The organism is Streptomyces sp. NPDC050549, from assembly GCF_040655035.1.
Taxonomy (GTDB): Bacteria; Actinomycetota; Actinomycetes; order Streptomycetales; family Streptomycetaceae; genus Streptomyces.
Genome location: NZ_JBFAJD010000010.1, coordinates 183,893 through 202,486, shown reverse-complemented (window position 1 = coordinate 202,486; position 18,594 = coordinate 183,893). Strand labels below are relative to the sequence as shown.

Sequence of the window (18,594 nt, the reverse complement as noted above, 5' to 3'; positions counted from 1 at the left end):
GGATAACTTCTGTGGATAACGAAGATACGCAGGTACTACCGGGGCACTGTCGGCGCACCGCCGGTCAGAAACGGCCGTCCTGGCAGTGCGCGACCCAGTCCGCGGCCGACAGGAACTCCTCGTCCGAGGTCCCCGGGAACAGCGGCCGTACGCCGTCGACGCCGACGTCCGCGCGCGGGTACGAACCGAGGAAGCGCACCTGCAGACAGATCCGCTTGAGCCCCATCAGCGCCTCGGCGACCCGGCGGTCCGAGATGTGTCCCTCGGCGTCGACGCAGAAGCAGTAGTTGCCGATGCCTGCGCCGGTCGGGCGGGACTGCAGCAGCATGAGGTTGATGCCCCGGGTGGCGAACTCGCCCAGCAGGTCGCGCAGACCGCCGGGGTGGTCGTCGCGCTGCCAGATCACCACGGACGTCTTGTCCGCGCCGGTCGGGGCCGCGGGGCGGGCGGGCCTGCCCACCAGTACGAACCGGGTCTGCGCGTTCTCCGCGTCGTGGATCTCCGTCTCCAGGGCCTCCAGGCCGTACCGGGCGGCGGCGAACTCACCGGCGAACGCGGCGTCGTAGCGGCCCTCCTGGACCAGCCGGGCGGCGTCCGCGTTCGAGGCGGCCGACTCCCACAGGGCGTCCGGGAGGTTAGCCTTCATCCAGTTGCGGACCTGCGGCTGGGCGGCGGGATGCGCGGAGACCGTCTTGATGTCGGAGATCTTCGTGCCGGGCCTGACCAGCAGCGCGAAGGTGATCGACAGCAGCACCTCGCGGTAGATCATCAGCGGCGCGCCCGCGACCAGCTCGTCCAGGGTGGTGGTGATACCGCCCTCGACGGAGTTCTCGATCGGCACGAACGCGGCCTCGGCGTCACCGGAGCGCACCGCGTCCAGGGCGGACTGCACCGACACATACGGGATCAGCTCCCGGGTGGCCGCCTCGGGAAGCGTCCGCAGGGCGACTTCGGTGAAGGTGCCCTCAGGGCCGAGATACGCGTAGCTGGCTGGCATGACTTCACCCTAATGGGCCTTGCGAAACCCGGTGCACCCTTCCCGAACCGGCCACCCCAACGGGCGACGGCTCACCCCTCCAGCAACCGCTGCCCGACGTACTCGCCCTCCGCCGCCCCGCCCGGGACCGCGAACAGGCCGCTCGCCTCGTGCCGGATGTATGTGGACAGGGCGTCGCCGCGGTCGAGTTTGCGCTGCACGGTGACGAAGCCGCGCAGCGGGTCGGCCTGCCAGCAGACGAAGAGGAGCCCGGCGTCCGGCGTGCCGTCGGCGGCGATGCCGTCGTGGTACGAGAAGGGGCGCCGGAGCATCGCCGCGCCGCCGTTCTGGTCGGGGCGGGCGATCCGGGCGTGCGCGTTGATGGGGACGACCAGGGCGCCCTTCGCGTCGGTCTTCTCCAGGTCCATCGCGGTCGTCTCACCGCCCCCGGAAAGCGGCGCCCCATTGGACTTGTGGCGCCCGACGACGTTCTCCTGGGCGCCGACCGAGAGCTTCTCCCAGTCGTCGAGGAGCATGCGGATCCGGCGTACGACCGCGTAGGAGCCGTTCGCCATCCAGGCCGGGTCGGCCGAACCGGACGCCGGCACGAAGATCCGCTTGTCGAAGTCGGACTCGGTCGGCTTGGGGTTGCGGGTGCCGTCGAGCTGGCCCATGAGGTTGCGGGCCGTCATCTTGTGGGCTGTCGCCCCCGGCGTCCGGTTGAAGCCGTTCATCTGCCAGCGGACCCTGGCCGCGCTGCCCGCGTCCTTCTGGATCGTGCGCAGGGCGTGGAACGCGACGAGAGCGTCGTCGGCGCCGATCTGCACCCACAGGTCACCGTTGCTGCGCGCCTTGTCGAGCTGGTCGGAGGAGAAGTCCGGCAGCGGGTCGAGGGAGGCGGGGCGCTGCTTCTCCAGGCCCGTACGGGAGAAGAAGCTGTTGCCGAAGCCGAAGGTGATCGTCAGCGAAGAGGGCCCCGCGTCCCGGGCGACATCCGTGTCGTCCTGCGCCGCCGCCTCGCCCGCCATCAGCCGCTGGGCGGTCGTCGACCAGCGGCGCAGCAGGGCAGCCGCCTCCTTGCGGCCCGTGCCCGCCGCCAGGTCGAAGGCGACCAGGTGGCCGCGCGCCTGGAGGCCCTCGGTGATGCCGGGCTGATGTTTCCCGTGAAACATTGCCCTGTCCGCGCCAAGTGAGGTGAGGGGTGTGGCCCCGGCCGGTGCGGACGCGTACCCCACGGCCCCGCCCGCCGCACCGAGCACGAGCCCGGTGGCACCGGCCGTAGCGAGGAGCCGTCGGCGGGAAACACCCTCCCCCGGGGAGGCGTTTTCGGAAACGGCCTCCCCAGGAGGTGCCTTTACGGTGCTGGCCTCGGGAATGGACTGGTCAGGCATGGCGTGGTTCAGCCGATCTGCGCGTTCTTGTCGACGGTCGTCTGGTCGATGTCGGAGGTCCGCACGGTCACCGAGATCTTCCAGTCGCCCGCCATGGGGATCTGGATTCCGTTCGCGGCCCAGTGCCCGGTGGTGATGCGGTCGGGCGTCACGGGCAGCGGACCGATCTTCTTCGCCGCGAGCGTGAAGGCGACCTTCACCTCGGGGACGTCGAAGGCCCGGCCGTTGGGGCGCTGCACATAGACGTGCATCTCGTTGCCGCCCACCCGCGCGGGGTCGATGTCGACCCGGATGACGCCCTTGCCGTCCGCGCCCCCGGTGTCGAAGGACATGTCCAGGGTCAGCGCGCCCGAGGACGACGAGGAAGAGGACGAGGAGGAAGCCTTGGCCGCCTTCGCGTCCTGCTCCGTGCGGCCCGGTTCGGTGGTCGTCAGGGCCGTGGTGACGGCGAGGACGACGACCGCGACGGCGGCCTCGGCGAGGACCGAGCGGCGCAGCCCGAAGAGGTTCGGATCGGCGTCCCGCAGCCGCTTCTGCCGGGTGCTGTCCACGGCGGCCTGCTGGCGCGCGAGTTGGGCGGCGCGCTTGGAGTCACCGGACGCGGTGGACGAGGTCGACGAGGTCGCGGGGGGATCGGACTCGGCCGATGATGCGCCGACGACGGCGGAGTCCGTGGCCTTGGAGTCGGTGACCGCGGCGGACGCCTTGGCGCCGGAGTCGACGGCCTTGGCGGACGCCTTGGCGCCGGAGTCGACGGCCTTGGCGGACGCCGTGACGTGCTCCTTCTCCGGCTCGCGCTCCTCGGCCGTCTCAACTGCCTTGTCCGTCACGGAGATCTCGGCCGTGTCCGCGAGCCGCCCCGTCCACCGCCGGGAGATCGACGCGATCCCGACGAGCAGCGCCACAAGCCCGATCTTGACGAGCAGCAGCTGCCCGTAGCCGGTGTCGGTGAACGCCGACCAGGAGCCGAGCTGGCGCCAGGACTGGTAGACGCCGGTCGCGACGAGCGCGACGACACTGCCGAAGGCGAGGCGCGAGAAGCGTTGTACGGCGGCCCGGCCGACCGGGTGGTCGGCGGGCGCCCGGTACAGCGAGACGAGGAGGGCGGTGAGGCCGCCGAGCCAGGCCGCGACGGCCAGCAGGTGGACGACGTCGACGGGCATCGCGATGCCGGGCTGCAGCCCGGTCGAGGCGTGCTCGGACAGGGCCCAGCTCGCGGCGAGTCCGGCGGCCACCACACCGCCGCCGATGGCGAGCCCGAAGGTCAGGTCGCGCTTCTCCTCGTCCTCCCGCTTGTCGTAGGCCCCGAAGAGGACGGCGATGAACAGCGCGGCGGCGGCGAGCAGCAGCAGCCGGGAGACGAGCGAGGCGCCCGTCTTGGTCTGGAGGACCTGGCCGAGGAGGTTCAGGTCGAAGATGTCGCCGAACTTCCCGGAGGTCGTGTACGAGCCGCGCAGGAGCAGCAGCCAGAGTGTGGCCGCGGTCAGCGAGACCCAGCCGGACACGACCAGCCGCTGGAGGGCGCGCACTCCGGCGCCCCGCTGCCAGCAGGCCAGGACGAAGGCGGCGCCGCCGACCATGACGATGAAGCCGGCGTACGACATGTAGCGCCCGAAGCCGTACAGCCCGCCGACGAGCCCGCCGCCGACGTCCTGTTCGGCCGACGCGGAGACGGTGGTCTTCGAGGGGGAGCCGATCGAGAAGGTGAAGGCGCCGCCCACGGGGTGGCTGTCGGCGGACACGACCTGCCAGGCCACCGTGTAGGTGCCGTCGGGCAGTCCGCTGCGGATCTGCACGGCGTACGTCGTACCGCTGATGTTGGACGGTTTGCCGACGTCGACGCGTTTGCCCTTCGGGTTGAGTACGCGCAGCGAGTCGTTGTTCGTCGCGACCTTCTCGGAGAAGGTGAGCGAGACCTGTGTCGGAGCCTTGTTGACCACCACCCCCGAAGAGGGGTCGCTGCCGGTCAGGGCGGCGTGCGCGGAGGCCGTCCCGGCACCCGCGAACAGCATGCCGACGACGGCCAGGAACAGCAGCACCAGAGTGCGGACTCGGGGGGTGATGGTCGTCTTCAAGGTGGGGGTCCCTCCCTCAGTGCCCGGTCGTGGGGTTGTACGTCGCCGACTTCACGGGCATCTCAACCGTGAGAGGGCCGGACTTGGCAAAGTGCAGCTTCACCGTCACGTTGTCGCCCTGCTTCAGCGTGTGCTTCAGCTTGTCGAACATCAGGTGGTTGCCCCCGCTCTTGAACACGAGTCGGCCGTGTGCGGGCACGTCGAGCGACTGCACCTCCTCCATCGCCTGGCCGACCGTCTCGTGCACGGAGACCGGGCCGACATTGCTGGTGACGGAGGTCAACTCGTCCTTCGCGCCGCCCTTGTTGGCGATGTCCAGGAAGCCCGCCGCCATGTCCGAGACCGGCTGGGGCATATAGGCGGAGCCGACGGAGAGCTGGGCCTTCGCGTCGTCCGAGCCGCAGCCGGTGAGGACCAGCGCGCCGGTCAGCACCGCGACGGGCCCGGCGAACCGCCTCACGGCGTCGCCCCCTTGATGATCTTGGGGAGGTCCTTGGTGTAGTCGTCGACGGTGGTGTCCTGGCCGTAGAGCAGGTAACCGCCGTTGGTCTTCGGAGAGAAGGCGACGACCTGGGTGCCGTGGACGGAGACGAGCTTGCCGTTCTTGTCCTTGGAGGTCGGCTCGATGGAGATGCCCAGGGTGCGGGCGCCGGCCTGGATGGTCGCGAAGTCGCCGGTCAGGCCGACGAACTGGGTGTCGATGCCCTTGAGCCACTTGCCGAGTTCCGAGGCGGTGTCCCGGGCCGGGTCGGTGGTGACGAACACGACCAGCAGCTTGTCCTGCTCGGCCTTGGGCAGGGACTTCTTGGCGACGGCGATGTTGTTCATCGTCAGCGGGCAGATGTCGGGGCAGTGGGTGTAGCCGAAGTAGATCAGCGTCGGCCGGTTCTTCGTCTCCGCCCGGAAGTCGTACTTCTTGCCGTGCGTGTCCGTGAGGACGAGGTCCGGCTTCTCGAACGGGGTGTCGAGCACGGTGGCGGCCTGGGTCGCGGTGTCCTCGGAGACCACGGCGACGGGGCTGTTGCCGTCGTCACCGCTGCCGCAGGCGGAGAGCGTCAGGGTGGCGGCGGCGAGCAGCGCTGCCGCCGCGAACGTCTTCTTGCGCATAGGAAAAATGTCCCAGTTGTGAGAGCTCCGGCGCGCACCGGGGGTCGTACGCAAGAGTCGCACGGACCCCTGTGCGCGCCATGAGCGGACGGGCCTCAGACGGTCGTACGCCGTCGGCCGGCGAGCACGCCGTACGCCACACCGGCCGCGCCGAAGGCGATGCCGACCACGGCGAGGACGCGGGCGGTGGTGTCGGAGGAGTCGGCGGCGGTCGTGGTGTCGGCGGCGGTGTTCTCGGTCTTCTCGGAGGCGTCCTCGGCGGTCGCGCCGGAGGCGGGGGCGGCGGCGAGTTCGAGGACCGGAGCGGGGTTCTCGGGCTCCTCCGCGCCGTCCTTCTGCACCTCGATCCAGCGCACGACCTCCTTGTCGGAGTAGGTCTGCAGCGCCTTGAAGACGAGCTGGTCGGCATCCGTGGGCAGCATGCCGACGGAGACCGGGAACTTCTGGAAGTAGCCGGGCTCGACGCCCTTGCCGGTCGCGGTCCAGGTGACCTTGGTGACGGCCTCGGTGATCGTCTCGCCGTGCATCTCGGCGGGCTTGGGCAGCTTCGACTTGGTGACCTTGACGGTCCAGCCGCTGATCGGCTCCGGCATCACGGAGGCCAGCGGGTGGTCGGTCGGGAAGGTGACTTCGAGCTTGGTGGTCGAGGCGTCGTCGCGCTCGTTCGGGACCTTGAAGTCGACGACCGCGTAGCCGCCCTTGACGGCCGTGCCCTCCGGCTGCACGGAGACGTGCGCGAAGGCGGGGGAGGACAGGACGACGACGGCCGAGCCGGCGACGGCAGCGGCGGCGGCGATACGAGAAGCCTTCATGGAAGGGAGCACTCCACTTCGAGTTCGAGTGAGTTCCGGTGGTGAAGAGGGGCGCGTGAACACCTGGGTGGCACCAGGGGTTTCCCGGCGGAAAAAGCCGGGCACGCGCGTGTGCCGCACGACGGCGGCCTCTCCACGCACGAGAGGAGTGCGGTGGTGGTCGCGTCGCGTCAGGCGGCGAGGACGTGTGCGGCGGCCGAAGGCGGGCCGCGGCGGATCACCGAGTGCTGGAGTGCAGCGGTGTGCGGCGCGGGCGGCGCGAAGTGGTCGGTACGCCGCAGCCGCGGACCCGTCCCGGGTGCTCCCGGCAGCCCGGCCCGCAGGGCGCGCACCAGGGCGAGGGCTCCGCGCAGGGACCGTACGAGCGCCCCTTCCGCGACTCCGTGCGCCGACAGTTCCACCAGGCGCCGCAGCGCCAGGTCCCCGTGCCGCAGCAGCCAGCCCGCGGCGAGTGCCGCGAGGAGGTGGCCGAGCAGCATGGACACGGACGGGAACAGCGACATGGAGGAGGCGGCGGAGGTGGACATGGCGTCCGCCGGGTGGTGCATCGACCCCATGGAGCTCATCGGGCCCGTTGACCCCGTGGAGCCCGTCGAGCCCGAAGTCGGCAGCAGCCGTGCGGCGGTGAGGATCTGATGGGCCTGCGCCGGGCTGATCGCCGCCGCGGTGGTCCCGCACAGCAGATGCGCTGCGCGTGCGACGAGCGTCGCGTCGGACGCGGGCAGGCTGCTCGCGGTCGACGTACCGGCTGTCTGGCCGAGTCCGAACAGCGTGTGCAGGACGGTCTGTCCGACCGCGAGCAGTGCCGCGATGCCCGGCAGCGAGCGCTCGCGCCCGGCGAGCGGTGCGACGACCAGGAACGTGGCGAGGAAGCCCGCGCCGAGTGTCCACAGGGGCACGGTGGCGCAGGAGGCGATGGCATGACCGGCCGCGGCCAGCACGACACAGACCGCGGCGAACACCGCGGCCCGCAGGGCCCGGAGTTCAGCTCCGGAGCGCGCCGTACGTGGGTGGGGGGCAGTCATGGCGGGCTCATCATCGCACCGGCCCTGCGGGCTCCATACGGCAGGTCCATCGCACCGGAACGATAATGTGTCATAGATCACAAAGGTCACTCTCCGGTGTGAGCTACCTCCGGATACACCAATTACGTTTCAGACACATCCCCCATATGGGCGGCATCACGTCAACTCCGTGCTTACACAGGGGCACTGGCGGCAATAGGTATCACTATGTCGAGCCGCGGCCAGGAGGCTGGAGCATGAGCATCTGGTGGTCACTCCATCTGAGGCGCGAGGCCGCGAGCGTTCCGCTCGCCCGCCGGCTTCTCCTCGGCACGATGGAGACCGCGGGCGTCGACCCGGACATCTCCTACGACCTCTCGGTCGCCCTCAGCGAGGCGTGCGCCAACGCCGTCGAGCACGGTGGCGACACCGAGCCCGGCGCGTCCTCGGAGGCGTACCGCGTCACCGCGTACCTCGACGGCGAGAAGTGCCGTATCGAGGTCGCCGACTCGGGCCCCGGCTTCGCGCGCGCCCAGGCCGTCCGTCCCGCCCCCAGCGAGGCGGAGAACGGCCGGGGCCTGTGTCTCATCCAGGAACTCGCCGACCACGTCCACATCGGCAACAAGCCGGGTGTGGGTGGCGCGGTGGTGAGCTTCGACAAGATCCTGAAGTGGCGGAAGGACGCGCCGCTGATGGCGGTGTAGGGCTGTTCCCGGGGGTCGGCGTCCGGCCCGTTCCCGGCTTTGTTCAACTGCTGCCGGGCAGCGGTTGAACAGTTCCCCGATCAAATTTGCGTCGGTTGACGGAACTCTTCAGATCCGGCGAAGATCTTCTCAGTCGCCGGGAACAGCCCGGGGAAAAGGCGAAGGGAAGTGAATCGCGATGGAGAACGTCGAGTTCGACGACATCGAGTTCATCGAGACGGCCGAGGAGCTGCTCGCCACCTCCTACTACAAGAACATTCAGTAATTGTTCTTGAAGTAGCCCTGTGGTGAAGGGCGGCGCCTTCGGGCGTCGCCCCTCGCCCCTTTTCAGGACGACTCACCGAGCAGAGCGCAGATCCGGAAGGCTGTCGTAGTGACGACATCTGAAAATGATTGGGAGGAGCGTGTCGCCTCCCTCTGGGCCGCCCTTGACGACCATGCCGAGGATGAATTCCTCGGGCTGATCCAGAAACTCACCCAGGAGCTCCCGCCGGGCGATGCGCGAGCGCCTTTCGAGCTGGCGTGCGCCCAAGACTCCACCGGCCATTCCGATCGCGCGGTGCCGCTCTACCGGGAGGCGCTCGCGTCCGGCCTGACCGGGATACGCCGCCGCCGTGCGGTGATCCAGCTCGCCAGCTCGCTGCGGAACGTGGGGCAGGTGGACGAGAGCGTCGCCCTGCTGGAGGCGGAGCGCGGCGCGGGGTCCGACGAGCTCGACGACGCCGTCGCCGGCTTCCTGGCACTCGCGCTCGCGGAGGTCGGGCGGGAGCGCGAGGCGCTGTCGTACACCCTCGTCGCGCTCGCCAGGCACCTGCCCAGATACAACCGCTCCCTCGCCAACTACGCCGGCGACCTGATCGTGGAATCCGAATAGGAATTCCTCGGAAATTTCTCCGCCTGCACCATCGAAGGCCTCATCAGAAGCGGCCCGGACGCCATTACGACGGCGTCCGGGCCGCTTTCTTCTGTGTGTGCACCAGCGCGTCCGGTCCGAAGTTGAACTGATTGACGCATGCCCCGGTCAAAGGCGAAGATTTTCTCAGTCGCCGGGAACAGCCCGGGGAAAAGGCGAAGGGAAGTGAATCGCGATGGAGAACGTCGAGTTCGACGACATCGAGTTCATCGAGACGGCCGAGGAGCTGCTCGCCACCTCCTACTACAAGAACATTCAGTAATTGTTCTTGAAGTAGCCCTGTGGTGAAGGGCGGCGCCTTCGGGCGTCGCCCCTCGCCACGAGAGAACAGCGGGCCACCTGGCTTCCCAGTCCCACAAGACATTCCATTCATTGAGAGGCAGGCATGGCGAACCACGCATTCGCGGACCTGGTGGGAGACGAACAGGTCTTCTTCACCGAGTACTTCAACAAGAAGCCCATGCTGCGGAAGAACGCCGTGCCGGGGGACCCGCGCGACATACTCTCGCTCCGCAAGCTCGACCAGTTGGTCAACCTCGAGGTGATCCGGCCGCCCTACATCAAGGTCAACCTCAAGGGCAACGGTGTGCCCGAGCAGGGCTACAGCCGCAACGTCGTCGTACAGGGCCAGACCATCACGGACACCGTCGACCCGGAGAAGATCTACGAGCTCTACCGGGCCGGCGCCACCGTCACCTGGTGCTCGCTGAACCACATCATCCCGGAGATGCGCGACTTCACCCGCGTCATCAGCGAAAAGATGGCGGTGCGGACCGACACGGTCGCCTTCCTCACGCCCACCGGCAAGAAGGGCTACCCGCCGCACCACGACCCGGTGGACCTGTTCATCGTGCAGTTGGAGGGCAGCAAGCACTGGAAGCTGTGGAACCCTCCGACCCCGCGCCTGGGCAACAACGCCCAGTACACCCTGGAGGGCCTCGGCGAGCCGGAGATCGAGGTCTCGCTCCAGCCCGGTGACGTGCTCTACCTCCCCTACGGCACCCCGCACGCCGCGACCGCCGAGGGCAGCGGATCGCTGCACCTGTCGATCATGATGCGTCCGCGCATGTGGCGGGACCTTCTGCAGGAGACGCTCGACGACCTGGTCGGCGCCGATGTGTTCAACGAGTACCCGCACATCGGCGAGGCGCGTGCCGCCGACGTCGAAGCCGTGTTCAAGGAGAAGATCCACGAACTCGTCGCCCGCCTGGAGTCCGTGGACCCCTCGGCGGAACTCGACCGGCTCGCCGACCTCGGCCGGCAGCTGCCGGGCAGCTCCCGGGGCGACACCTTCCAGGCCATCGCCGACATGGACGACATGGGACCCGCATCGCGGCTGCGCCGCGGAAAGGCGCCCCTGGCCTTCGGCGAGGACGACAACGGCCGCACCCAGCTGACCGTCAACGGTCACAAGATCGCGGTACCCACACCGATCGCCGAGACCCTGGCCGCGCTCGGCCCGGACGCGTCGATCACGGCGTCCCACGTGTTCCCCGGTGTGGACGAGCTCCGTTCGGCCAAGGCCGCTCAAGGACTCACCCGGCTGGGTGTGTTCGAGCTGGTCCCGGCCGGCTGAAGAGCTGCCGGTACCCGGCGCGATCCGACGCGGTCCCGGACCTGTTCCGGGACCGCGCCGGATCGCCGGACGTCCGGCCGACCCGCACCGATTCGCCAGTAGGAGGCAACAACGTGGACCCCTACTCCTTCGAGGATTTCGTCGGTGACCCGGACGTCTTCTTCGCCGACTACTTCGACAAGCAGCCGCTGTTGCGCACGGGAGCGCTGGCGGGCCGCCTCGACGGCCTGCCCTCGGTGCGACAGCTCGACGACATCCTCGCCCTGGAAACCACGCCGCCGTCCTATCTGCGGGTGACCAAGGGCGGCAAGGGTGTGCCCTCCGGCGCCTACACGCGCACCGTCGCACGCGGCGCGGCGCTCGCCGAGGCCGTCAACCCGGACAAGGTGTACGAGCTGTTCCGGTCCGGGGGCACCGTCACCTGGAACTCCCTCCAGCACGTCCTGCCGTCGGCCCGCCGTCTGATGGAACCCTTCGCCGACGCGCTCGCCTGCGACGCGGAGGTGGTCCTCTTCGTCACCCCGGCCCGCACCGACGGCTTCGCCCCGCACCGCGACTCCATCGACGTCTTCGTCGTCCAGGTCGACGGCACCAAGACCTGGCGGGTGTGGGCCACTCCGGAGCACCGCCGCGGGGACGAGGGCTCGTACACACCCGAGGAACTCGGCGAACCCGTCCTCGAGGTGACGCTGCGCCCCGGTGACGTGCTGTATGTGCCGCACGGCACCCCGCACGCAGCCGCCGCCGAGAGCGAGCTGTCGCTGCACCTGTCCGTCGGGGTGGAGCCGCGCCGGTGGCGCCATCTGCTGCAGGACACCGTCACCGCCCTGGTCGAGGACGACGGCTTCCACGGCTTTCCCCACCTGGCCGAGGGCGAGGACGCCGCCGCCGTGGCGGCGCTCACCGAGAAGCTGGAGCTGCTGCGCGAGCGGCTCGCCCGGCTGGACGTGGCCTCGGAGGCCAAGCGGCTCGTCGCCGTGGGCCGGGCCCGCAACGGGGCCGACCGGACCCGGGAGTTCGCCCGGCTCGCGGCCGTCGACGCCCTCACCCCCGGTACCCGGGTGCGCCGCGCTGCCGTACCCGTGGAGATCGGCGACAGCGAGGCCGGCCGGACCGCGCTGCGGGCGGGCGGCCACAGGCTGGCCGTACCGGACGCCGTCGCGGGCGCGCTGCGCGCACTCGAATCCGGCCGGACCGTGAGCGCCGCCGAGTTCTTCCCCGGAGTCCCCGAGGCCCGGTCCCTGAGCGCTGTCCGGGGTCTGGCCCGGATCGGCGTCCTCGAAGCCGTCGCCGGCCCGCCGGCCGGCGCATCCCCCGACGCCGTACCCGTCGCCGACGAGAAGAGGAAGTGACCCACGAGATGGCCACCGACACCACAGCACCGACCGCCGCCACCGGGGCCCCACCGGAAACCCGGGCCGCCTGGCGGGACGTCTACCTCCTCGCCGGCATGCGGGGCCTGTCCTTCGCGGGCGACATCGCCGCCGAGACCGCCATCGCGCTCCAGCTCCAGTCCAAGGGCGCCGGTTCGTACGCCGTCATGGCGCTGCTGCTGGCCGCGACCGTGCCGCCGGTACTGCTGTCGCCGCTGACGGGCAGGGTCGCGGACCGCTTCGACAGCCGTACCCTCATGGTCACCGTCGGGTCGTTGCAGGCCCTGATCTGCGTAGCGATGACGATCTGGACCTCACCGGCCGTCCTGATCGCCCTCTCCGCCGTGCTGTCCGCCGGACTCGCCTTCACCCACCCGGTGTTCGGGGCACTGCCGAGTGCCATCGTCGGCAAGGACAACGTGCCGCGGGCCTCCTCCATCTCCCAGACCTGGGCGATGGCCGGCATGGTCGCCGCGCCCGGTGTCGCCGGCTTCCTCATCGGCCGGTTCGGGGTGACCGTGCCGCTGCTCATCGACGCGCTCAGCTTCGCCGCCGTCGTCGCGGGCGGCCTGCTCATCCGCACCCGGCTGCACAAGGGCCGCGGTGCCGCGGCCGCGGCCGAGGACACCGCGAGCACCGACCGGCCGGCTCCGTACAAGGTCACCGGCGACCGCTTCCTCACCGCCGTGCTCATCCTCAGCGGCGCGGTCATGGCCGCCGCGAGCATCATCAACGTCCTGATCGTCTTCTACGTCCGTGAGACCTTCGGGGCCTCCGAGGAGACGTTCGGCCTGATCATGTCGGCGTGGATGCTCGGCCTGATTCCCGGCGGGATGCTGGTGCGCCGGGTGAAGCGGTTCAGTCACGAGGCGATCCTGATCGGCACGTTCCTCTGCATCGGCGTGGCCATCCTCGGCACCGGGCTGGCGCCGGGAGTCTGGTGGATCCTGCCGTTCTACGTCCTGGGCGGCATCGGCAACGGCGCGCAGGCCACGGTCACCCACATCCTGCTCAACGTCCGGGTGCCCGAAAGCCACCGCGGCCGTGCCTTCGCCGCGCTCGGCGCGGTCTCCAACACCGGCCCGGCCCTCGGCTACCTGATCGGCGGAGCGATCCTCAGCTTCACGTCGGCGCGCCACGGCTTCCTCGCCGCCGGTGCCTTCGCCCTGGTCGCGCTGGCCGTCTTCGCGAAGGGCGTGCTGAAGAACTCGGACGCCCAGGCACCCTCCGGACAGCTGAGCGAGGCCGCGCGATGACGGTGGCCTCGGACCCGGTGGCCGTCCCGGCGGGACTGCCGCACGACGTGGACGTCGATCTCTCGGTCAGGCCGCAGGACGACTTCTACCGCTTCGTCAACGGGCGTTGGACGGACGGCCATGTGCTGCCGGCCCACCAGGCCGAGGCCACCACTCTGACGCTGCTGGCCGACAAGGTGCAGGACGACGTCGAGCGGGTCGTCCGCCGAGCCGTGGAGCATCCGGAGGAGAGCGGCACCAGCCGTCGTATCGCCGACCTCCACGCGAGCTTCATGGACGAGGAGCGCATCGAGGAGCAGGGCGCGGCCCGGGCCTTCGCGGCCGATCTGGACGCCGTCCGCTCGGCCGCCGACCGCGGCGCGCTCGCCCGGCTGATGGGCCGGCTCCAGGCCCAGGGCGTGGGGGGCGCCCTGGACTTCTCGGTCGCCGTCGACACCGCCCGCGCCGGCCAGTACGTCCTCCTGCTCTCCCAGGCCGGACTCGGCCTGCCCGGTGCCGCCGGCTACCGGCGGGAGGGCGGGGAACGGCTGCTGGAGCAGTACACCGAGCACATCGGGGTGATGCTCGCCCACGCGGCGGTCCCCGGTGCCGCGGCGGCAGCCGCGGAGGTCGTCCGGCTGGAGACCGGGCTGGCCGCCCGGCACACCGTCCCGCAACCCGGTACCCCGGTCCGCTCGCTGACCTGCTCGGTGGCCCGACTCGCCGCCCGCGACGGAGGTTTCCCCTGGGCGAGCTGGCTGCGCGGACTGGGCGACCCGCCCGCCGACGCGACCGTACGGCTGCGGCAGCCGGCCTTCGCCGACTCCCTCGACGAGTGGTGGCGCACCCGGAGCCTGGACGAGCTGAAACTGTGGCTGACCTGGCGGTACGTCCACGAGATGGTGCCGTTCGGACCCCGCAGGGTCTTCGCGGACAACTTCGCCTTCTACGGCCGCACCCTCAACGGCTTCACCGAGCCGCGGCCCCGCCCCCTGCGGGCCCTCTCCTTCGTGGAGACCTTCCTCGGGGACGCCGTCGCCGAGCGCTATCTCGCCGAGAACCTGCCGCCCGGCACCGTCGAGGCCGCGCGCGAGCTGGTCGCCGCACTCGTGGACGCCTACCGGACGTGCATGGAGGGGGCGGACTGGATGGCGCCCAGCACCCGGGACGCCGCGCTGCGCAAGCTCGACGACATGGTCTTCGAGATCGGCCACCCGCACGGCACGGATGCCCCGGAAGGCGATCACGACGACCCGTGGGTGGACCCCGCGGACCTCCTCGGCAATGTGAAACGGGGCCGCGCCCGGCACATCGCGCGGGAGCTCGCCCGCCTCGGCACCCCCGTCGACCGCGGCGAGTGGAAGATCCACCCGCACCAGGTCACCGCCTACTACCGGCACGGCCTCAACCAGGTCGTCATCCCCGCAGGACTGCTGCAGCCCCCCGTCTTCGACCCCGCGGGCGACCCCGCGCGGAACTACGCGGTGCTGGGCGCGATCGTGGGCCACGAGATGGCGCACGCCTTCGACAGTCGCGGCTCCCGCTACGACGGCCGGGGCCGGCTGCGGGACTGGTGGACGCCCGAGGACCGCGCCGAGTTCGGCCGGCGCACCCAGCTGCTCGTCACGCAGTACGACGGGTACGAGCCCGAGGGCTTCCCGGGCCGGCGGGTCAGCGGGGCCCGCACGGTCGGCGAGAACATGGCGGACATCGCCGGAGTCACCGTCGCGCACACGGCCTTCGCCGCGCACACCGGGCGGACGACCGGAGCCGTCGTCGGCGCCGGGGACACCCGCCGGTTCTTCGTCCACTGGGCGACCATGTGGCGCGCCCGGACCACGGCCGCCCGGATGGCCGAACGGCTCGCCTCGGACCGCCACGCGCCCGCCGAGTTCCGCTGCAACGGCGTGCTCGGACACGTCGGCGCGTTCCGCGACGCCTTCGGTGTGCGGCCGGGCGACGCCCTCTTCATCGACCCCGCATCACGTTTCTCTCTTCTGTGAGTCTGTGAGGCCATGACATGCTTCCCACCGACATCGACCTGCTCCCCGTCCTGGGGCGCCCCACGATCTCGCCGGACGGCCGGTACGCCGTCGTGGAGGTCACCCGCGCCGACGTGGCGGGCGACGACTACGTCACCGAACTGCTGATCGCGGACACGACGGGCACGACCCCGCCGCGCCGCGTCACCCAGGGCCCCTACGACGGTGCGCCCGCGTTCTCGCCCGACGGCCGTTTCCTCGCCTTCCTGCGGCCCGGCGCGCACGGCCGGGCGCAGATCCATCTGCTGCCCATGGAAGGCGGCGGCGAGGCGTTCCCCGTCACCGACCATCCGATGGGAGCGGGCCAGCCGGTGTGGAGCCCGGACTCGACCCGGATCGCGTTCACCGGCCGGGTACCGGCGCCGGGCCGCTACCAGGGACCGCCCGAGCAGGAGAGGCCCCGCCGCGTCACCACACTCGTCTACCAGCTGGACGGCTTCGGCTACACCTACGACCGGCCCCGGCAGGTCTTCGTCACGGATCCACTCGACCCGGAGACCCCGGCGCTGCAGCTCACCGGCGGCGACTACGACCACGGCGACCTGGCGTGGAGTCCCGACGGCGGACTGCTGGCGTTCGTGACGGCCCGGCACGCGGAGCGCGGCGACGACTCGCGCTGCGACATCTGGGCGGTGGCGCCCGACGGCACCGGCCTGCGGCCCCTCACCCACGGCGGGATGTACCTGTTCACGCCGCGCTTCTCCGCCGACGGCGGCTCGGTCGTCTTCTGCGGCGCCGAACTCGACAAGAACAACCACTCGTGCGCGACGGCGAGTTACGGTCTCTGGTCGGTCCCGGTGCGGCCGGCCGGACAGGAGGTCACCGCGCCCGCCGACGGCCCGGCCGCCCCGCGCCGGCTCACCGGTGACGCCCACCACCTCAGCTTCGCCAGCCAGATGATCTGGCCCGCCGCCGACGGTGTGTACTTCGCCGGCGACCACCGGGGCGAGGTCAACCTCGTCCTGGTGCCCTACGACGGCGGTGAGCCGACCCCCGTCCTCACCGGCCGGCGCCAGGTCAACGGGTACGCGGTCGCCGAGACCGCCCGGGGCGTCACCGTCGCCGCCGTCGTCTCCAGCGACCGCAGCGCCGGCGACCTGCTGGTGCTGCGCGACGGCACCGAACGGGTCCTCACCCGCTACGGCGCCCGGCTCACGGAACGCGGCGCGCTGCTGCCGATGGAGGAGTTCACCGCCCACGCCCCCGACGGCTACCCCCTGCAGGGCTGGGTGGTGAAGCCGCAGGGGCCCGGCCCGCACCCCGTGATCTTCCAGGTCAAGGGCGGCCCGTACACGCAGTGGGGCCACACCCTGAACGGCCCGGCCGCCTTCGACGAGGCGCAGGTGTACGCGAGCGCCGGATACGCGGTTGTCCTCGGCAACCCCCGGGGCTGCTCCGGCTACGGGCAGGCGCACGGCGCGTACGTCAGGGAGGATCTGCCGGGCAGGTCGGCCGTCGACCTGCTCGCCCTGCTGGACACGGCACTGGAGTCGCCCGACCTGGACGGCGGGCGGGTCGGCGTGATGGGCGGCTCGTTCGGCGGCTACATGGCCGCGTGGTTCAACGCCCACCACGGCGAACGCTTCCGCGCCATGATCGGTGAGCGCGGGCTGTACGCCATCGACAGCTACGCGGCCACCAGTGACGACGGTGTCGACCTCGCGGTCGCGCTGTACGGCGCCGACCGGAACCGCTGGGCGGAACAGAGCCCGCTGACGTATGTGGACCGGATGGCCACGCCGATGCTCATCATCCAGTCCGAGGAGGACCGGCACTGCCCTCCGGAGCAGGCCCAACGGCTGTTCACGGAGCTGAAACTGCGTGGCGTCACCGCCGAACTGCTGCTGTTCCCCGGCGAGGGGCACGACATGTCCCGTTCCGGCCTGCCCAGTCACCGACTGGCGCGCTTCGAGGCCGTGCTGGAGTGGTGGGGGCGGCACCTGTGAGCGGCCTGGCGGACGTGGCGGGCCTGGCCGACCTGCGACCGGCCCGGGAGGACGTGCCGGCCGGCGGTTCCCGGGTCCGCGGGACCGGGGGCCGGTCGGCCCTGGACATCGACGAGGGTCGGCTGCTGCGGCGGCTCGCCGAACTGGGCCGCATCGGTCGCGATGGGCGGACGGGCGGGATCACCCGGGAGGGGTTCAGTCCGGCCGACCGCGAGGCCCGCGCCTATCTGATGGACGAGGCACACGGCGCGGGACTCGTCCCCGCGGTCGACGCGGCCGGGAACATCATCGTGCGACCCCGGTGCGACGGGCGCCGGGAAGAGCGGCAGGCCCTGATGATGGGCTCGCACCTGGACACCGTCGTCAACGGCGGCCGGCTGGACGGTGCCTACGGGGTGGTGGCCGCCCTGGAGGTCCTCCAGGTCTTCGAGGAGCACGGCGCCGACCTGCCGTACGAGCCGGTCGCGGTGGCCTTCGCCAACGAGGAGGGTGCCCTCTTCCCGCAGCCCTTCTGGGGCTCCATGGCGATCGCCGGACGGCTGGCGGGCCTGCCCCGTGAACCGCGCGACCACTCCGGGCGTCCGCTGCGTGAGGCCCTTCGACTGGCGGGAGGCGACCTGGACGCGCTGGGCAGCGCCGCCTGGCAGCACGGCTCGGTGGCCGCGTACCTCGAACTGCATGTGGAGCAGGGCCCGGTGCTGGAGCGCGGCGGCAGCCGGATCGGCGTGGTCGAGGCGATCACGGGCCGGACCGTGCTGACGCTGGAGGTGCGCGGTGCGGCCGGGCACTCCGGCACCAGTCCCATGGAAGGGCGCCGGGACGCGCTCACCGCCGCCGCGCGGGTGGTGCTGGCGGTGGAACACATAGCGCGGGACCGCGAGTTGTGCCGGGTCGCCACGGTGGGATGGCTCGACCCGCACCCCAACACGCCCAACACCATCGCCGGGTCGGTGCGGTTGACGGTGGATCTCCGGGACACCGACGTGTGGCGGGCCGCGGCGGCGGAAGAGGCCGTGCGTCAGGCGCTGCGGGCGATCGCCGCGTCCACCCGCACCGAGATCGAGGTGGTCGCCGAGACCCGCTCCGACCCGACCTCCACCGACCCCGTGCTGCGCGCGGCCGTCGAGTGCAGTGCCGACGAACTCGGGCTCGCCCGCGAGACGCTGCCCAGTGGCGCCGGGCACGACGCACAGATGGTCGCCGACATCGCGCCGATCGGAATGATCTTCGTGCCCAGCATCGGCGGCATCAGCCATGTACCGGAAGAGGACACCGCGCCCGAGGACCTGGTCGCGGGTGCGCGGGTCCTGCTGCGTACCGCGTCGCGGGTCGCCGGCCACGCCGTGCGGCCCGCGCGGGCGACGACCGCACGGTCCGTCAACGAGCACTAAGTGGACCTGGTGAAGTCGACTGCGGTTCGGCAGCGCCCCAAAGGGGGGC

At 71.1% G+C, this 18,594-nt stretch carries 15 protein-coding genes; 8 read left to right on the top strand and 7 right to left on the bottom strand.

Annotated features, from left to right (window positions below):
* Positions 1–64 precede the first annotated feature (64 nt).
* The 7 genes from pheA to AB0I51_RS17575 all read right to left on the bottom strand — a co-directional run bounded on the left by pheA (position 65) and on the right by AB0I51_RS17575 (position 7,386).
* A complete protein-coding gene (pheA, locus tag AB0I51_RS17605) occupies positions 65–997 on the bottom strand; it encodes a prephenate dehydratase (protein WP_362975945.1) in 933 nt (310 codons plus the stop codon).
* A 71-nt stretch (positions 998–1,068) separates the two neighbouring features.
* Positions 1,069–2,367: an iron uptake transporter deferrochelatase/peroxidase subunit gene (efeB, locus tag AB0I51_RS17600; RefSeq protein WP_362975943.1), complete on the bottom strand. Its 1,299-nt coding sequence runs from the start codon at positions 2,365–2,367 to the stop codon at positions 1,069–1,071.
* 8 nt (positions 2,368–2,375) lie between these two features.
* Positions 2,376–4,442 carry a copper resistance protein CopC gene (locus tag AB0I51_RS17595; protein WP_362975941.1) on the bottom strand — a complete coding sequence of 689 codons (2,067 nt, stop codon included), beginning with the start codon at positions 4,440–4,442 and terminating at the stop codon, positions 2,376–2,378.
* A gap of 16 nt (positions 4,443–4,458) precedes the next feature.
* Positions 4,459–4,902, bottom strand: a complete 444-nt coding sequence (locus AB0I51_RS17590) for a copper chaperone PCu(A)C (protein ID WP_362975939.1) — start codon at positions 4,900–4,902, stop codon at positions 4,459–4,461.
* Entirely contained in the window at positions 4,899–5,549 is a 651-nt protein-coding gene (locus tag AB0I51_RS17585; RefSeq protein WP_362975937.1) for an SCO family protein, read from the bottom strand. Before AB0I51_RS17585 ends, AB0I51_RS17590 begins: the two co-directional genes overlap by 4 nt.
* A gap of 95 nt (positions 5,550–5,644) precedes the next feature.
* Positions 5,645–6,361 (bottom strand): YcnI family protein, encoded by a 717-nt coding sequence (locus AB0I51_RS17580; protein WP_362975935.1) that lies wholly within the window; start codon positions 6,359–6,361, stop codon positions 5,645–5,647.
* Positions 6,362–6,531: 170 nt separating this feature from the next.
* Positions 6,532–7,386 carry a hypothetical protein gene (locus tag AB0I51_RS17575; RefSeq protein WP_362975933.1) on the bottom strand — a complete coding sequence of 285 codons (855 nt, stop codon included), beginning with the start codon at positions 7,384–7,386 and terminating at the stop codon, positions 6,532–6,534.
* 236 nt (positions 7,387–7,622) lie between these two features.
* On the opposite strand from AB0I51_RS17575, the gene AB0I51_RS17570 reads away from it, so the two are divergent.
* From AB0I51_RS17570 to AB0I51_RS17535, 8 genes are all read left to right on the top strand, one after another.
* Positions 7,623–8,069 carry an ATP-binding protein gene (locus AB0I51_RS17570; RefSeq protein WP_019073437.1) on the top strand — a complete coding sequence of 149 codons (447 nt, stop codon included), beginning with the start codon at positions 7,623–7,625 and terminating at the stop codon, positions 8,067–8,069.
* A gap of 373 nt (positions 8,070–8,442) precedes the next feature.
* Positions 8,443–8,943, top strand: coding sequence for a tetratricopeptide repeat protein (locus AB0I51_RS17565; protein WP_362975931.1), 501 nt, complete (start codon positions 8,443–8,445; stop codon positions 8,941–8,943).
* Between the two features lie 424 nt (positions 8,944–9,367).
* Positions 9,368–10,558 (top strand): cupin domain-containing protein, encoded by a 1,191-nt coding sequence (locus AB0I51_RS17560; RefSeq protein ID WP_362975929.1) that lies wholly within the window; start codon positions 9,368–9,370, stop codon positions 10,556–10,558.
* A gap of 113 nt (positions 10,559–10,671) precedes the next feature.
* Positions 10,672–11,910 carry a cupin domain-containing protein gene (locus AB0I51_RS17555; protein ID WP_362975927.1) on the top strand — a complete coding sequence of 413 codons (1,239 nt, stop codon included), beginning with the start codon at positions 10,672–10,674 and terminating at the stop codon, positions 11,908–11,910.
* A complete protein-coding gene (locus tag AB0I51_RS17550; RefSeq protein ID WP_362975925.1) occupies positions 11,907–13,187 on the top strand; it encodes an MFS transporter in 1,281 nt (426 codons plus the stop codon). The genes AB0I51_RS17555 and AB0I51_RS17550 overlap by 4 nt, the downstream gene beginning before the upstream one ends.
* Complete coding sequence (locus AB0I51_RS17545) at positions 13,184–15,169, top strand: M13 family metallopeptidase (protein ID WP_362975923.1); 1,986 nt, start codon at positions 13,184–13,186, stop codon at positions 15,167–15,169. Before AB0I51_RS17550 ends, AB0I51_RS17545 begins: the two co-directional genes overlap by 4 nt.
* 17 nt (positions 15,170–15,186) lie before the next feature.
* A complete protein-coding gene (locus AB0I51_RS17540) occupies positions 15,187–17,154 on the top strand; it encodes a S9 family peptidase (RefSeq protein ID WP_362975921.1) in 1,968 nt (655 codons plus the stop codon).
* Complete coding sequence (locus AB0I51_RS17535) at positions 17,151–18,545, top strand: Zn-dependent hydrolase (protein WP_362975919.1); 1,395 nt, start codon at positions 17,151–17,153, stop codon at positions 18,543–18,545. The genes AB0I51_RS17540 and AB0I51_RS17535 overlap by 4 nt, the downstream gene beginning before the upstream one ends.
* Positions 18,546–18,594 lie beyond the last annotated feature (49 nt).

Excerpts from the sequence above, each read along its gene's own strand:
- AB0I51_RS17540 (WP_362975921.1), top strand. The coding sequence starts at position 15,187 with ATGCTTCCCACCGACATCGACCTGCTCCCCGTCCTGGGGCGCCCCACG.
- AB0I51_RS17575 (WP_362975933.1), bottom strand. The coding sequence starts at position 7,386 with ATGACTGCCCCCCACCCACGTACGGCGCGCTCCGGAGCTGAACTCCGG.
- AB0I51_RS17545 (WP_362975923.1), top strand. The coding sequence starts at position 13,184 with ATGACGGTGGCCTCGGACCCGGTGGCCGTCCCGGCGGGACTGCCGCAC.
- AB0I51_RS17585 (WP_362975937.1), bottom strand. The coding sequence starts at position 5,549 with ATGCGCAAGAAGACGTTCGCGGCGGCAGCGCTGCTCGCCGCCGCCACC.
- efeB (WP_362975943.1), bottom strand. The coding sequence starts at position 2,367 with ATGCCTGACCAGTCCATTCCCGAGGCCAGCACCGTAAAGGCACCTCCT.
- AB0I51_RS17580 (WP_362975935.1), bottom strand. The coding sequence starts at position 6,361 with ATGAAGGCTTCTCGTATCGCCGCCGCCGCTGCCGTCGCCGGCTCGGCC.
- AB0I51_RS17560 (WP_362975929.1), top strand. The coding sequence starts at position 9,368 with ATGGCGAACCACGCATTCGCGGACCTGGTGGGAGACGAACAGGTCTTC.
- pheA (WP_362975945.1), bottom strand. The coding sequence starts at position 997 with ATGCCAGCCAGCTACGCGTATCTCGGCCCTGAGGGCACCTTCACCGAA.
- AB0I51_RS17570 (WP_019073437.1), top strand. The coding sequence starts at position 7,623 with ATGAGCATCTGGTGGTCACTCCATCTGAGGCGCGAGGCCGCGAGCGTT.